Consider the following 13,470-nt stretch of genomic DNA (forward strand, 5'->3'; position numbering starts at 1 on the left):
CGTATACGTTATCGGGATCAGGCGGCGGCCGGGGCGGGCAGGGCAGCAACGAGGCGGATGGATGCGGTCAGCTCTTCCAGCTGGAAGTGCGGCCGCAAGAACACCGTGGCCCGATACGAGCCCGGGCGGCCGGCGACCTCCGTCACATCGACCCGCGCTTCCCGCAGCGGGTATTGCGCCTTGATCTCTTGCGGGGCGTTGTCGTTGATCAGCACGTAATCGGCAATCCAGTTGTTCAGATAGGTTTGCACGTTGTCGCGCGTGGCAAAGCTACCGATCTTGTCGCGCATGATCACCTTGATGTAATGCGCAAAACGGGACGCGGCCAGCACATACGGCAACATGCCGGAAATCCGCGCATTGGCATTGGCCTCAGGCAGGTTGTACAGCTTGGGCTGGTTGGTGGTCTGACCACCAAAGAACACCGCCAGATCGCTGTTTTTCTTGTGGCACAAGGCAATGAAACCCAGTGTGTCGAGCTCTTTCTCACGCCGATCAGTGATCGGCACTTCGGTCGGGCATTTGAGCGCGATATCGCCAGAAGCAGTGGCAAACGTGTGGGCCGGCAAGCCTTCTACCGCACCGCCACCCTCCACGCCGCGAATGGCGGCGCACCAGCCATAGTGGGCAAAGGCATCGGTAATGCGCTGACCCAAGGCCCACGCGGCGTTGCCCCACAGGTACTTGCTGTGATCCGAGCCATCCACGTCTTCCACATAGCCAATACCTTCCACCGGGCGGGTGGCCGGGCCGTACGGCAGGCGCAGCAGCACGTGCGGCAACACCAGCGACACATAGCGGGAGTCTTCACTGGCCCGGAAACTGCGCCACTTGATCAGTTCGGTGCTTTCAAAGGCCTTGGACAAATCACGCGGCTGGGCCAGTTCGGTGAAGTTGCTCATGTCGAACAGGCGCGGGCTGGCGGCGGCAATAAACGGCGCATGCGCGGCAGCGGCCACGTTGGAGAGTTTTTCCAGCAGCGCCACATCTTGCGGATGACGGCCAAATTCGTAATCGCCAATCAGCACGCTGAACGGGTTGCCGCCAAAGGTGCCGTACTCTTCTTCGTAAATCTTTTTGAAGAGGGCGCTCTGGTCAAACTCCACGGCTTTTTCCAGATCGTTCTGCAGTTCTTGTTGCGACACGTTCAGCAGACGCAGTTTCAGACGCGTGCTGGTCTCCGTGTTCATGACCAGGTAATGCAGGCCGCGCCAGGAGGCTTCCAGCTTCTGCACTTCCGGGTGATGCAGGATTTCGTTGAGTTGATTGCTGATCAACTCGTCAATCTCTGCAATACGGTGGTTGATCATGGCCACCGTGTCTTTGTCGAGTTTGGACATCCCCTCGTCCAGCACTTGTGTCGCAAATTCAGACAACAAGTCTTTGGCGTAGGCTTTCTGCAGATCGTCGTGAGCCATGCGGCCCTCGGCAATGATGCGATCGAGCAAGGGCAGGTCAACGGTACTTTGCGCGCCGCCAGCGGCGGCAGTCTGGGTCTGTGCCATGAACGTCTCCGGTCGGCAGGTTAGTTGGCTTCAGGTGCAGCAGGGGCTTCTGGTTCTGCTTTGCCCTTACCCTTGGCGGGCGCTTCGGCGGCGGCGGCCGGCGCCGCAGTTGCATCGCCTTGCAGGGATTTCAGGTCCTGCGTATTGGCCACCACTTCTTGCAGCAATTGATCCAGTTCGTCATTGCCATCCAGCTTGGTCAGCAAGTCCCGCAGACGCTGGCGTGCCTCGTAAAGGCGATTGAGCGCACTGACCTGTTTGACGATATTGACCGGATCAAAATCATCAAACCGGTTGAATTTGAGTTCGATATTGAATTTGCTGCCATCAGCGGCAATGGCGTTATCCACCTGTACCGCCAGACGCGGGGCGACGGCGGCCAGCACGTCATTGAAATTATCCCGATCTACATCCACAAAGCGGCGCTCTGAGAGTTTCGCCGGGGCGTTTTCCGGTTTGCCGGCCAGATCGGCCAGGATACCCACCACCAGCGGCAATTCTTTTTTCTCGATGGCGTTGCCAATTTCAACGTCGTACGTAATTTGCACGCGCGGCGGACGAATGCGGTCCAGCTTGTGCTGTGTGCTTTCAGCCATGGTGACTCCTCACGCGGCGGTGTGCCCGCCGTTATGGTCCGGATGAAAAAAACCCCGCTACGGGGTCTGTTTCGGTTCTGCACTGCCCTCAGGAATCCCTAAACCAGACTGTGCGCTGCGTGACTTTAGTAAATGGAAAATTTAAAGCAAGTATGTTTACAAAATTAAAGACTGTTACTTATGACAGAATTTCATCATCTGTATGTAAAGAGCGACGCTACGTTTGAATTTTCAGTCATCGTTGGTATAGAGTGGCGCCACCGTGAGGAGCGAGAAGAGAACAGTGCGGCAAAAAACAATTCTCAAGCACCTGATATTGATGAGTTTATTTTTATTGAGTGCTTGTTCTCTGTTTCATCCATCGGTGAAATTACGCTCACTGACGATGGAAGTAATGCCAATGGCAAATGACAATGCACCCATTGCCGTTGATTTTGTCGTGATCAATGATCCAGAACTTTTAAAAACATTACTTACACTTTCGTCAGCACAATGGTTTACCCAGCGCGATCAATTTATTCGCGATTACCCGCAGGCGCTGAATGTGTGGGGACATGAACTGGTGCCGGGGCAAAAACTCACCTTCCAGAAAGTACCCATCGGCGGGCTGGCTGCGGTGGGTTTGCTGGTGTTCGCCGGCTATAACAGCCCCGGAGTACACCGCTTGCGGCTGGACCAGAGCCACGATGTACTGATCCGGCTGGATAACAAAGACCTGCAAGCAATCACCACCAATCGACCGACAGGCTTTTGAAAATGTCAGCGCAATCTGACAGCAACGCAGAAACGAGGGGGCGGCTTGAATTCGATTCCGGAGGCCATTTGCTGGCATGAGGGCATGCAGTTGCTGCCCCAGCATTTTCAGCAACAATCCCTGCGTGCCGAGGGCGTTGCCGCATTGCATGCCGGCGCCGCGCACCCCTGGTTCTGGGGCGTACACCAGCTTGAGCTGGATGAATCCGCCCTGAGTCAGGGGGTGGTGCGCGTGTTATCACTGATTGCAGTGCTGCCTGACGGCTTGCCCGTGCATCTGGAGCCGGGCGGCGGCACGCCATTGCAACTGAATCTGGCCGAGGTCATGGCCAGCGCCCAGCGTCAGGACCTGATGGTCTATCTGGCCGTTGCGCCGCTGTGGCGTGGCGGCCGGCTTGATCCGCATTCTGGCCGTTATGTATCAGAAGCGGGCGAAGCGGTGCCTGATCTGGCCAGTGGCGAATCGCCGGAGCCCCTGGTGCGCTGGCGGCCGGATTTGCGCCTGGCGACCGATGAGAGCCGCGCTGATTCGGTATGCATTCCACTGGTGCGCATGGGCCAGCAAGGCGGCGGCTTTGCGCGCTTGCCCTATGTACCGCCATCCCCCCGGCTGACCCCGGAATCCCCGCTGGGCCGCAAGATCGCCGCCTTATGCGCGCGGGTGCGGGAAAAAAGTGCATTTCTGTCTGGCCGGGTGAAGTTGGCGCGCCAGACTGGCCACACGGAAGACGTGGTCGAGATCTCCCGCCAGTTACGCTCGCTCTGGTCCCGTCTGCCGGAAGTAGAGGCCGCATTGTTCAGTCGCATCGCCCACCCGGCACAAGTGTATTTGTTGCTGGCCGGCATGGCCGGATCGCTGGCAACGCTGGACCCCGCACGCGGCATGCCAGCGTTTGCGCCACTGGTGTACGAGAACCTGCTGGGCGGGTTCGACGCCATGATCAACTGGCTGTTATCCACACTGGAAACCGTGCGCATGGGTTATCGCACGGTGGCCTTTGCGCACGACGCGCAGGGCTTCTGGATTGTGCTGCCCGAAGCCCTTGGCGCCGAAGACAAGCTGGTGATCGGACTACGCATGCCCGGCGGCACCAGCGAGAGCGCCGCCGCACAATGGCTGCAACGCACCATCATTGCCAGCGAAGCGCACATTGAAACCCTGTCATTGCGCCGCATGCGCGGCATGACCTGGCAACCCCTGGATCGGGGCTCGCAAGTGTCTTACAGCGTGGGCGATGACACGCGTCTGTTTGTGCTCTCCACGCAAAGCGAGTGGTTTGATGCCGTCCAGCACTTGCGTATCAATGCCAGCAGCGCGGGCGGCTATGTCGCGCCGTGGGAAATGGTGCTGTTTGTGCCGGAACAAGATGCTGAGGGCGCGCCAGATCATGGCTGATTTTGCCGGTGGGCGGGCAGGGACATTGCGGGAAGCGCCACTGAGCAGCGCCTTTGATGAGGTCTGGGTGGAGTGGCTTGCCCTGTGGCACAGCCTGCAAGAGGGCGCCGTACCTGAAACAGAGGCAGTACGCCGTGCGGCAGAAGAAGCCGCCATTCTGGTACGGCGACTAGCGCGGGTGGCGCTGGCACGGGCCGGGGCAGCGGCCACCGCCCAGGTGGATGCCGCGCAATTCGCCCTGATCGCATTGATCGATGAAACACTGCTGTTTAATACCTGGGCCGGCCAAAGCGCCTGGCAAGCCGCGCCACTGGAATACCGGCTCTCCGGCACCCGTACCGCAGGCGAACAAATCCCGGACCGGATCGAAGCACTATTGCGGGAGCGCGACCCGGCCAGCCGCGATCTGGCCAATGTCTATCTGCAATGTCTGCTACTGGGTTTTCGGGGGCGATTGCGGGATGGCGCAGGCATGGTGCAACACGAAGAATGGCGCCGCGCCTTGTTTGCCTTTGCCTGGCAGCGCGACCCGGATTATCGCCGCATTGCCGCCGTACTGGAGAAACCGGCCGCCATTCAACCCGCACGCCAGCAGGCACGCCGGCTATTGCCGGACGGCTTTCGCCTGGGACTCATTCTGCTGCTGATTGTGTTGGGCATGAGCGTGGTCGGGCATTTTTTCTGGCTGGACATCGCCCATCAACTTAAACCTGGCCTGTATATCAAAGGCGCGGACGAGGTGCGGCCATGAGCGGCGGCTGGGGCGTGATTGGCACGCTACTCCTGTTGCTGATTCTGTTTGTGCTCATCGCCGTGGTGGTGTGGTGGCTGCGGACCCGGCTGGATCGGCCTGCCCGCAGTTTCAGAACCATCTTGCGGCAGATGGAAAAAGACATCGGCATCAATGATCGCTACCAGACCCCCTGGGTACTGCTGGTGGGCGAAGACGCCGACGCCGCCAACGCACTCTGCCGTAGCTGGCGACTCACTCCGGTCAGCAAGCGCCACTGGTTTGGCCAATGGTGGTTTGGCAGTGACGGCGCGGTACTGGTGGCGCCCAGCGAAATGTTCACCCACGCCGAAGGCGCGCTACCGCAACTATCGGCCTGGCGCAGATTGCTGGGTGTGTTGCTGCGGGTACGTGCCAACCGCCCGCTGGACGCCGTCATCTGGACAGTGAGCGCGGATACCGTCTGGTCCAGCGATGACGCCAACGCCGCCGGCACTGCGGCCTGGCGCAAGTTTGCCGACCTGCAACAGCGGCTGGGTTTGTCTTTGCCGGTGTACCTGGTGGTCACTGGTATGGAAAGCGTGCCTGGCATGCTGGAATTTGCGCAGAACCTGCCCGACGACGCGCAGGAAATCATGCTGGGCTGGTCATCCCCGTTTATTCCAGGCACCGCCTGGCGGGGTGACTGGACCGACATGGCCATGGAGCACGTCTGCGCCACGCTGGCCGAAGGCGTGACCGAACTGGGCTCTCTGGCTGGCGGCACCAGCGAGGCCATGTATTTGCTGCCCCGCCAGTTCGATAGCATCCGCAGCAATCTGCACGCCCTGTGTGAGCCGGTATTCCGCGGCAATGCCCTGGGTGAGGCACCGGCATTCCGGGGACTGTACTTCACCGGCAGTTGGTCCACCGGCGACGCCTCGGCGGACCCGTTTACGCCTGCGCTGGCCAGCGGCAGCACCTCGCCCATGTTTATGGGACGCTTGCTGCGTCAGCGGGTACTGGCGGAACAAGGGCTGGCGCAACCGGTGCCGCGCATTCTGGCCATGCGCCAACGGTGGCATCGACTGGCAGAAATCGCGGCGGTGGTGCTGGCCGGTTTATGGTTTGCCGGCATGGTCTGGGTCTGGCATTCAGAGCGGGCCGATGCGCTCCACCTGGCCAATGCCCTGCGCGTGGTCAAAGATGATCAGCGCACCACGCGGGACGCCCTCAAGAGCAACGAAGCTGCCGCCCATGCAATTGATGACTGGTGGGCCGCCCTGGCCGCCGTGCCGCGCTGGCGATTTGCCACGCCGGTATTCCCCTCATCCTTGTTTTCAGAGATTGACGGCCGGATCGCCACTGTAGCCCAGGGCATTACCCGCGATCATGTGTTGCTACCCTTGCGCAATGTCCTGCAACGCAATATCGCCCAATTGCGGGCGGCCGGGGTAAGCAGGGATGAAGAGTCGGATGTCGAATCCGCCCCCGACACCTGGTCCAGCTATGCCAGCGCCAAACAACTGGTGGAAGACGCAGGCCGGCTGGAGCGGGCGGTGAACACCTGGAACCGGGCAACCAGCAACGGCATCACGCCCTTTGACGACTTGCTTGACCTGTCTAACCAGACCCTCAAATCTGACCTGCATGGCAACCGCGCAATCGAACGCGCGTACTTGAACAATGTCCTTAGCCAGGCCCCGCAGCCGCTGGCGGACCCGGTAGATTTGCTGGTCGCCAAAGACGATGTCTCCACCCACTTTGACGGACTGATGAAGGCCTGGTTAGACCGGCTTTACACCAACACCACCTTCAACCATGCGGCAGATGCCATCAAGCGCAAACTATCCGACCTGAGTGCCGGGCGCGGACTACCGGCCTCTGACTTGAGCCAGATGCACAGCAATATTGGCACCTTGCGCAATTTGCTGGCCGTATCGGACACCGCCTGGAGTCGCAACGCCAACCAGGACCTGGTACCAGGCTACGCCGCCATGATGAATGCCGCCCGCACCAGCCCACTGATTGGCGCACCCCAGGTCATTGAACTGGCCGACTACGCCACCAGCGCGCGCGAGCGCTTCCGGGACAACTGGATAGGCAATGATCGCGAGGGCTTTGGCGTACTGGAACAAAGCGGCAACACCATCCGCGTATCCGATGATGTGGTGAAGCTGGACGCCGCCGTGGTGCAATTACTCGGCCAGGATTTTATGGCGCGCTTGCTGGCGGGCGGCGACAAATCCGGCAATACCGCCGCAGGGGTGGGGCAGGGTGACGGTCTGGCGAATGCGCTGCGGTTCTACAACAGTTATCTGAAATACAGCGACCAGAACGCGCAACAAGTGCCGGGCCAATTCCGGCCGGGCGTGCTGGCCTCCGCCCAGCAAGGGGCGGCGCAATCCATGTGGGATATGGTCGGCAGCAGCGACCCGCAACTGAACGGCGATGATCCGGGCGAAGCCCAACTACTCACCACGCTCTCCCGCGAGGCCAATGAAGTGATTGCAGACCTGGATGCGCTGGGTCAGCATGATTTGTCCCAGTTGCTGACCCAGCGCATCAATCGCATTGCCATCGGCCAGCTACGCAGCGCGCAGGCCAGCCTGAAACAACTGCGTTTGTACGACCCACTCAAAGGCACCTTTGTCTGGTGGAACGGCAACAAGAACGCCAGCCTGCAAGTCTGGCGCGTGTCCTCGCCGCTGCAATTGCAGCAATACCTGACAGGCCAACTGGAAGATGTCTCGCGGCTAACGACCAACGTCGGCCCGGCGCTGGCCTGGCTGCAAAATCACAGCACATCGCTCAACGCCGATGAAACCGGCCTCGTGCAGCGCTGGATCTCGGTCTCCCAGGAACTGCAGAAATACAAGGATAAAAACAGCACCAGTGCGCCCGCGCTGATTGAACATTTGATCAGCAAGGACATGAACGAGATGGATATCTCGACCTGCGCCAATGTACTGGCCAGCGCCGGCCTGCCCGACGGGGACAACGAATTCGCCTTCCGGGCCCGGGAACTGGTGCATCTGGCCGCGCAGCGTTGTGACGGCCTGCGTGAGCAACTGGCCGCCACCGCCTGGGAAAAACTGGGCAGCTATTTCAATCAGTACATTGCGGGCCGTTTTCCGTTTACCAACGACCTGGCCGCGCCAGACGTAGACCCCGAGCGCGTGGCGGGCTTGTTACGACTGGTCGATGACAATCAGGTTGCCATTCAGGCCGGCTTGCAGGGCAACGCCTCACCCTATGCCGGCGCCGCCTTGCAGTTCTTGCAGGGCATGCAGCAATCACGCGCATGGCTGGCGCCACTGGTCCTGCGGGAGGGCGGCGTAGCGGGGCTGGACATCAGCGTTGCCTGGCGCACAGACAGAAGCAGCGAGGAGGGCGCGGATCAGGTCATCAACTGGTCTGTCGGCACAGGCAATCAGGCGCTGCAGTTCCCGCCGGCCGCGGCCGATCATGTGCGCTGGAGTATTGGCCAGCCTGTCAGCATGGGCTTGCGCTGGGCCAAAGACAGCCCGCAAGCCCCGCAAGGCGACCCGGACCAACCCGCACTCTCGATCGTGGACCGGCAAGCCCGCTGGGCCTATGGCGGGGACTGGGCCATGCTGCGCGCCTTGCGAGCGCACCTGGCCCCAGAAGCACTCGACGAATACCAGGACGGCACCACCCCCATGATGCTGGCCGTACCAATCTCCGCCTTGCCCGGCAAACCCGCGTACGCCCGCATGTTCCTGCGGGTTACCCTGACCAGCGCGGGCGGCAAAACGCCGGTACTGCTCAGCCCCCTGCCGGGCAAAGCCCCACCCACGCCATTCCGGGCCATTGCGCTGCCGGAAGGGAGCAACAACCGGATACAGGCTTTGCTGCAATGACCACGAATCGCTCTCATGCGTTGAATGACCAGCAAACCGACTGGCTGGACGAGTTGCTGGCGCAATTGCCCGCGTTGCTGGTCCCGGTAGCAGAATCCGCCCCGGCCGGACCAAGCATCCGCCATCAGCCGGCGTATGACGCCATCCGTGAAGCACGGCGCGAGGACGACGCAAATATCCCCACCGGCGTCTGGCAAAGCGATCTGAAAACCGCAGACTGGTCTAGCGTGGAACAGCAAAGCAGCGCACTACTACTGCAAAGCAAAGACCTGATGCTGGCTGCCTGGCTGGGTGAAGCCTGGCTGCACCGCTTTGGCCTGGCCGGCCTTGCGGCTGCGCTGAGCCTGCTGGAACAATTCTCGCAAGCCTTCTGGGCCGATCTGCACCCGCAAGCCACAGACGGCGACGAATCCTGGCGCACCGGCCCGCTGGAGTGGATCATCCGCACCTACACAGAATTTTTGCTGGTGCGCCTGCCCCTGCCAGGACTGGGGGTCGATGGCGACGCCAGCCACCCAGCCCTCAACCAATACCAGCAGTGGTTACGCCAGGCCAGTATCACCAGCGACAACAAAGCCGTGCGCGCCGCCACGGAAACCGCCAACAACGCCCTCAAAGCCTTGCGCCAGAACCTGCAACAGCCCGGCACCGTACCGCCGGTCATTCACGCGCTGAATCATCTCGCTCACGCCCAAGCCACGCTGGGGCGCTGGCACGACATCTGTAACGCGCGAGCCGGCGAACACGCACCTTCTTTTGCGCCCCTTGAACGAGTCATGACCCAGCTCAACCAGGTGCTGCATGATTTCCAGCAACTGCAGCCCGCACCCGAGTTGGCGCCCGAACCGCTCACACCCCCCACAGACCCGGAGCAAAGCGGGATGACAGAAGCCACCGCCCCCACGCCAGACCTGCCACGCACCGGCGCCACCAGCCGTGAAGACGCGTACCGGCAACTCAAGACCATTGCCGATTACCTGGCCCGCACCGAGCCTCACAGCCCGGTGCCTTATCTGATTTACCGCGCTGTGGAGTGGGGCAACAAACCGCTGCCCGCACTGTTGTCGGAACTGATTTCCAGCGACGCAGAAGCCCGTCGGCTGTGGGTGCTTCTTGGCGTATTGCCATGATTGAGGGCTGATTGGGGGCCAGGCATCAGACCTACCCACTCGATGCACCGCAGAGCAAACCCAGACCCTGAGTCCGGATCAAGGGCGGGGTCTACATTCCTTTCAAGTGAGCCCAAATGGATGACTTTGATCCCTATGACCCCTTGGGTTTGGGTCTAACCAATGACGCCGCAGATGAAAAACCCACAGCATCAGGCCCATCGGAGAAACTGGGCGTCTCCACTTTTTGGGAACAACTGCACGCCCAGCAAGCGGGGAAGGTGAAGTCGGTGCAGGGCGTATCTTTAGAAGGACTATTGCTAAAGTCCTACGACGAACTTAAATCATTAAAAACGGATTTTCGCACGGGAAATGACGGGTCAGATGGCCGCCCCGCACGACCGGCAAGGCATTTAAGTCCGGGCGTGATTTACGTTCGTGCCATTCCGTTCTGGGGCGGAAGCGGCCACGCGCTCATCGGCTCACTGGAACCCGGCCCAGGGCACTCTGAAAGGGTCTATTTTGTGCCCTGGAAGAAATACGAGACGGTGCATGCCGACCGCAACTGGTTCGAAAACTCGAACTGCAATTACTTCATGACCACCCCGCTATCTGGCTGCCGGTTTGTTTTGACGCACAACCAGGTCCTCCACGTTGCCGCCGACGCCAGCTACTCCCCGGAACCGCCCTATGGCACGGGCGACAGAACCAAAGCCGAGCACGCCGTAACAGGTGGGGCTCCATCCAGGAGACTGTCGCAGACCAGCAGTTCTGGCGGATTTCGCTACAAAAAAACGTCTGTGGTTTTTGGCATGAGAACCCCGACAGGGTGGGTTTACAAAGCATACCGACACGCTGAGGACGATTGGGTCATCTTCGACGAGCCTCCGCCGTAACCACAACCTGCAACTGCGCCGAATCTCAACAATGATGTTTGCACTATCGCCGCTGGCGATAGTGGCTGTGCCCGTTGCGCTGGAAACCGTGAAGGCCACCCGCCACGACACCGTGGAACGCGAAGCCAACAACGAAGCCGCAGCAGAGGCGGAGCGAATGGCGAAGGGACGTAAACCACGGGCGAGTGGGGCGCCTGCGTCCCCACAAGTCAGCAGGGCGAACAAAGCCGACATTCGGGCCATTCTCGGGGCGTCCGGCTCCGGTAAAACCACGTATGTCATGCAACAGCTACGCGAGGACAAACCTGATCGGCTGTTGATCTGGGATACCAAGGGGGAGTTTTCGCAGGAGGGCTACGCCGCGCCGGTTCGGTCCATCTCTGAACTGGTGGCCGCCGTGCGCAAATCGGAAAAGTGGAAACTGGCCCTGATTCCGTACGGCTCCCCGAACGAGCGCCGCAAACTGTTCGATATGTTCGCCGCGCTGGCCTTTGCGGCAGGGCGCTGCACCGTGGTGGCGGAGGAGATATCTGGCGTAGCGGTGGGCGGAAAAATCAACGCCCCCGGCTGGCAGGACATCATCAACCGGGGGCGTACCTACGGGCTTACTGTTTATGCGCTGTCTCAAAGACCGGCGCTCATGGACAAGGAAACGCTGGGCAACGCATCCCTGATCCGCTGCGGCCGCCCGGCTTGGAAAGCAGACGCCAAGATTATGGCCGATTGTCTTTTTGTGGGGTCGGATGAACTGCTGTCTTTGCAGGATCTTGAATTTGTACAGAGACAGAAGGGGTTGACGCTACGAGGGGTTGTGCACCCTGAATAATGGTCACAGTCTGCACCGGGGCGGAGGAAGGCGTATTTGATGGACTACCTTCCTTGTCACTTTTCTCTCCCGCAATGGCGGCAACAATTCCCCAAATGATTGCGCCAAAAAACAAAACAGCAGAGAAAACTAGCACGGCATAAGCAATTTTTTGCGTCCGAACGTGGGCGGGCTCGCCGACTTTAATGCGCTTCCACTCAAAATCAATAATTGCACGACCAACTGTCATTATCTCGGCATGCCAAATAGCAAGAGCTTCTTTGTCAGACCAAAGTTCAGTCTGCTGATAAACACGATCAAGCAACTGATTCAGGGCGACATGCTCAGGTCTGTCGTTTAATCTCAGACTCAGTTTCATAACACTAAGTGCGATTTTATTGAGCGCAGCCATTTTATTGTCTGAGAATCGGGCTACGTGTGCTTCGTGCAGGGCACGGTTCGTATTTTGTTCTGCCTCGCTTAGGTCAGCAAACTCTCGAGTGATTCTTTGCTCTTGTTCAAACAGAGTGCTAGTCATCGTAAACACGGCTGTTAGCTCTGCCAGTTCCGCCCGCAAGCCATCCACCCACGCCTGACGAAATTCCGAGATTTTTTGTTCTTTAGATACCGTAGAAACCAAGAGAGCCACGCCGCCGCCCGCAGCAGCAGTCATTGCCCCGGCAAATACATTCATTACGTCGGCACTCATAATCTTCCTCGGTTCATTTATATTGAGCTAGTGAAAACGTATCAAAGGGAGTCGGCTGTATCGTCTAATATTTTCCGCAATATCCGGGCAAATTCTTCAACCTTGTTTTCAAGGGTCTCTCGTTCTTGGCCGTTAAGCTGAATCCAAGCCCTGAATTGCTCCGCTCTTGTAACTCCCACTTCATTGCGGACATAGCCTAAATATGAGTTCACCATACTGACGATTTGTTGATGCATATCCGAAAAATGCACCTCTACATCAGAATCAAAGTAGATGGCGATTTTTTGCCATTCTGATCTAAGTGTGGCAACTGCCTTCTCAACCTTTTCTTTGCTCGGTGCAACGTCCCCCGCCGTGCCATGCCTTAGCAGGGCATATAGCCCGTCACGTGCGACAAGCAATATGCAATAAGCTTGCGCTGCTGCGTCCACCCTCTTTTCCCGAACCTTTAGGTAGGCAGCAACCGCTCTCTGCGACCGGACGGAGATATTTCCCGTCAATTCGGCAAGGGCAACCGCATGCTGATTTCTCAGCTCGGCAAGCTCCCGTTCTTGCGCTGCTCTCAGCTTGCTTTCAAAGGTGGAGAAACGCTCTTTGATTTTTAAGTCATATTCCCGCGCAACAACGAATTTGACTATGCCCCAAACGATTAAACCAAAAGCAGCCACACCGCCGAATACCTGAAAAAGCAGCCCGATAATCTCCTGCGCCATGCCACGATCCTTTCATAATCAGACGAGCGGGAAGGGGCATATTAGACGGGTGACCGTTACCCCACCAACTCCTAGATGACGCCCCTTTGCGGTGCGTTACTTTTTTGCCGATTCTTCGGGCTTGCAAGTTGTGTCTCACACATCAACCAAGCCCAAGGGAGGGCAACTCTGATGAATTCCTATTTGAAAACCGCACTGGTGGCCATTGTTGCCGTCGCCGTTGTGATGCGTGTTGATCCGCTCAAAAAGGTCGTGATCGGCGCTTAAGCCGGCCCATTTTTTCCGACAACAACAAAGAACAACAAAGGATCAATCGCACATGGGCATGCGCACGACAAAGTGCAGCCAGTAGTCGACATCGAGACTGGAGACATTTTCGCCTTATCATCGCACCA

12 protein-coding genes are annotated in these 13,470 nt (G+C 59.1%); 8 read left to right on the forward strand and 4 right to left on the reverse strand.

Going from position 1 to position 13,470, the window contains the following annotated elements; genetic code table 11:
* Positions 1-17: 17 nt before the first annotated feature.
* Positions 18-1,505 (reverse strand): type VI secretion system contractile sheath large subunit, encoded by a 1,488-nt coding sequence (gene tssC / locus HNQ50_RS06740; protein ID WP_184098861.1) that lies wholly within the window; start codon positions 1,503-1,505, stop codon positions 18-20.
* Between the two features lie 20 nt (positions 1,506-1,525).
* Positions 1,526-2,101 carry a type VI secretion system contractile sheath small subunit gene (gene tssB, locus HNQ50_RS06745; protein ID WP_184098863.1) on the reverse strand — a complete coding sequence of 192 codons (576 nt, stop codon included), beginning with the start codon at positions 2,099-2,101 and terminating at the stop codon, positions 1,526-1,528.
* 180 nt (positions 2,102-2,281) lie between these two features.
* On the opposite strand from tssB, the gene HNQ50_RS06750 reads away from it, so the two are divergent.
* The 8 genes from HNQ50_RS06750 (at position 2,282) to HNQ50_RS06785 (ending at position 11,674) form a co-directional block, all read left to right on the forward strand.
* A complete protein-coding gene (locus HNQ50_RS06750; RefSeq protein ID WP_184099161.1) occupies positions 2,282-2,512 on the forward strand; it encodes a hypothetical protein in 231 nt (76 codons plus the stop codon).
* Positions 2,502-2,855: a hypothetical protein gene (locus HNQ50_RS06755; protein WP_221303028.1), complete on the forward strand. Its 354-nt coding sequence runs from the start codon at positions 2,502-2,504 to the stop codon at positions 2,853-2,855. Before HNQ50_RS06750 ends, HNQ50_RS06755 begins: the two co-directional genes overlap by 11 nt.
* 45 nt (positions 2,856-2,900) lie before the next feature.
* The gene (gene tssK / locus HNQ50_RS06760; RefSeq protein ID WP_184098867.1) at positions 2,901-4,250 is read left to right on the forward strand and encodes a type VI secretion system baseplate subunit TssK; all 1,350 of its coding nucleotides are present in this window, start codon (positions 2,901-2,903) and stop codon (positions 4,248-4,250) included.
* Positions 4,243-5,001 carry a DotU family type IV/VI secretion system protein gene (locus HNQ50_RS06765; RefSeq protein WP_184098869.1) on the forward strand — a complete coding sequence of 253 codons (759 nt, stop codon included), beginning with the start codon at positions 4,243-4,245 and terminating at the stop codon, positions 4,999-5,001. Before tssK ends, HNQ50_RS06765 begins: the two co-directional genes overlap by 8 nt.
* Positions 4,998-8,843 carry a type VI secretion system protein gene (locus tag HNQ50_RS06770; protein ID WP_184098871.1) on the forward strand — a complete coding sequence of 1,282 codons (3,846 nt, stop codon included), beginning with the start codon at positions 4,998-5,000 and terminating at the stop codon, positions 8,841-8,843. The genes HNQ50_RS06765 and HNQ50_RS06770 overlap by 4 nt, the downstream gene beginning before the upstream one ends.
* On the forward strand, positions 8,840-9,973 hold the full coding sequence (gene tssA, locus HNQ50_RS06775; RefSeq protein WP_184098873.1) for a type VI secretion system protein TssA: 1,134 nt from the start codon (positions 8,840-8,842) through the stop codon (positions 9,971-9,973). The genes HNQ50_RS06770 and tssA overlap by 4 nt, the downstream gene beginning before the upstream one ends.
* Positions 9,974-10,089: 116 nt before the next feature.
* Positions 10,090-10,848, forward strand: coding sequence for a hypothetical protein (locus tag HNQ50_RS06780; RefSeq protein WP_184098875.1), 759 nt, complete (start codon positions 10,090-10,092; stop codon positions 10,846-10,848).
* A 31-nt stretch (positions 10,849-10,879) separates the two neighbouring features.
* Positions 10,880-11,674: a P-loop NTPase family protein gene (locus HNQ50_RS06785; protein WP_184098877.1), complete on the forward strand. Its 795-nt coding sequence runs from the start codon at positions 10,880-10,882 to the stop codon at positions 11,672-11,674.
* On the opposite strand, the gene HNQ50_RS06790 is transcribed toward HNQ50_RS06785, so the two are convergent.
* Together HNQ50_RS06790 and HNQ50_RS06795 are read right to left on the reverse strand one after the other, a co-directional pair.
* Positions 11,562-12,362, reverse strand: a complete 801-nt coding sequence (locus tag HNQ50_RS06790; protein WP_184098879.1) for a hypothetical protein — start codon at positions 12,360-12,362, stop codon at positions 11,562-11,564. The genes HNQ50_RS06785 and HNQ50_RS06790 overlap by 113 nt on opposite strands.
* A 41-nt stretch (positions 12,363-12,403) precedes the next feature.
* Positions 12,404-13,075: a hypothetical protein gene (locus HNQ50_RS06795; RefSeq protein ID WP_184098881.1), complete on the reverse strand. Its 672-nt coding sequence runs from the start codon at positions 13,073-13,075 to the stop codon at positions 12,404-12,406.
* Positions 13,076-13,470: the final 395 nt, after the last annotated feature.

Source organism: Silvimonas terrae (genome assembly GCF_014202765.1).
GTDB classification, from domain to species: domain Bacteria; phylum Pseudomonadota; class Gammaproteobacteria; order Burkholderiales; family Chitinibacteraceae; genus Silvimonas; species Silvimonas terrae.

Bases quoted from the DNA above. Each gene is read 5' to 3' on its own strand.
- tssB (WP_184098863.1), bottom strand. From the start codon at position 2,101: ATGGCTGAAAGCACACAGCACAAGCTGGACCGCATTCGTCCGCCGCGC.
- HNQ50_RS06785 (WP_184098877.1), top strand. From the start codon at position 10,880: ATGATGTTTGCACTATCGCCGCTGGCGATAGTGGCTGTGCCCGTTGCG.
- HNQ50_RS06755 (WP_221303028.1), top strand. From the start codon at position 2,502: ATGGCAAATGACAATGCACCCATTGCCGTTGATTTTGTCGTGATCAAT.
- HNQ50_RS06750 (WP_184099161.1), top strand. From the start codon at position 2,282: ATGACAGAATTTCATCATCTGTATGTAAAGAGCGACGCTACGTTTGAA.
- HNQ50_RS06780 (WP_184098875.1), top strand. From the start codon at position 10,090: ATGGATGACTTTGATCCCTATGACCCCTTGGGTTTGGGTCTAACCAAT.
- tssC (WP_184098861.1), bottom strand. From the start codon at position 1,505: ATGGCACAGACCCAGACTGCCGCCGCTGGCGGCGCGCAAAGTACCGTT.
- HNQ50_RS06770 (WP_184098871.1), top strand. From the start codon at position 4,998: ATGAGCGGCGGCTGGGGCGTGATTGGCACGCTACTCCTGTTGCTGATT.
- HNQ50_RS06765 (WP_184098869.1), top strand. From the start codon at position 4,243: ATGGCTGATTTTGCCGGTGGGCGGGCAGGGACATTGCGGGAAGCGCCA.
- tssA (WP_184098873.1), top strand. From the start codon at position 8,840: ATGACCACGAATCGCTCTCATGCGTTGAATGACCAGCAAACCGACTGG.
- HNQ50_RS06795 (WP_184098881.1), bottom strand. From the start codon at position 13,075: ATGGCGCAGGAGATTATCGGGCTGCTTTTTCAGGTATTCGGCGGTGTG.
- HNQ50_RS06790 (WP_184098879.1), bottom strand. From the start codon at position 12,362: ATGAGTGCCGACGTAATGAATGTATTTGCCGGGGCAATGACTGCTGCT.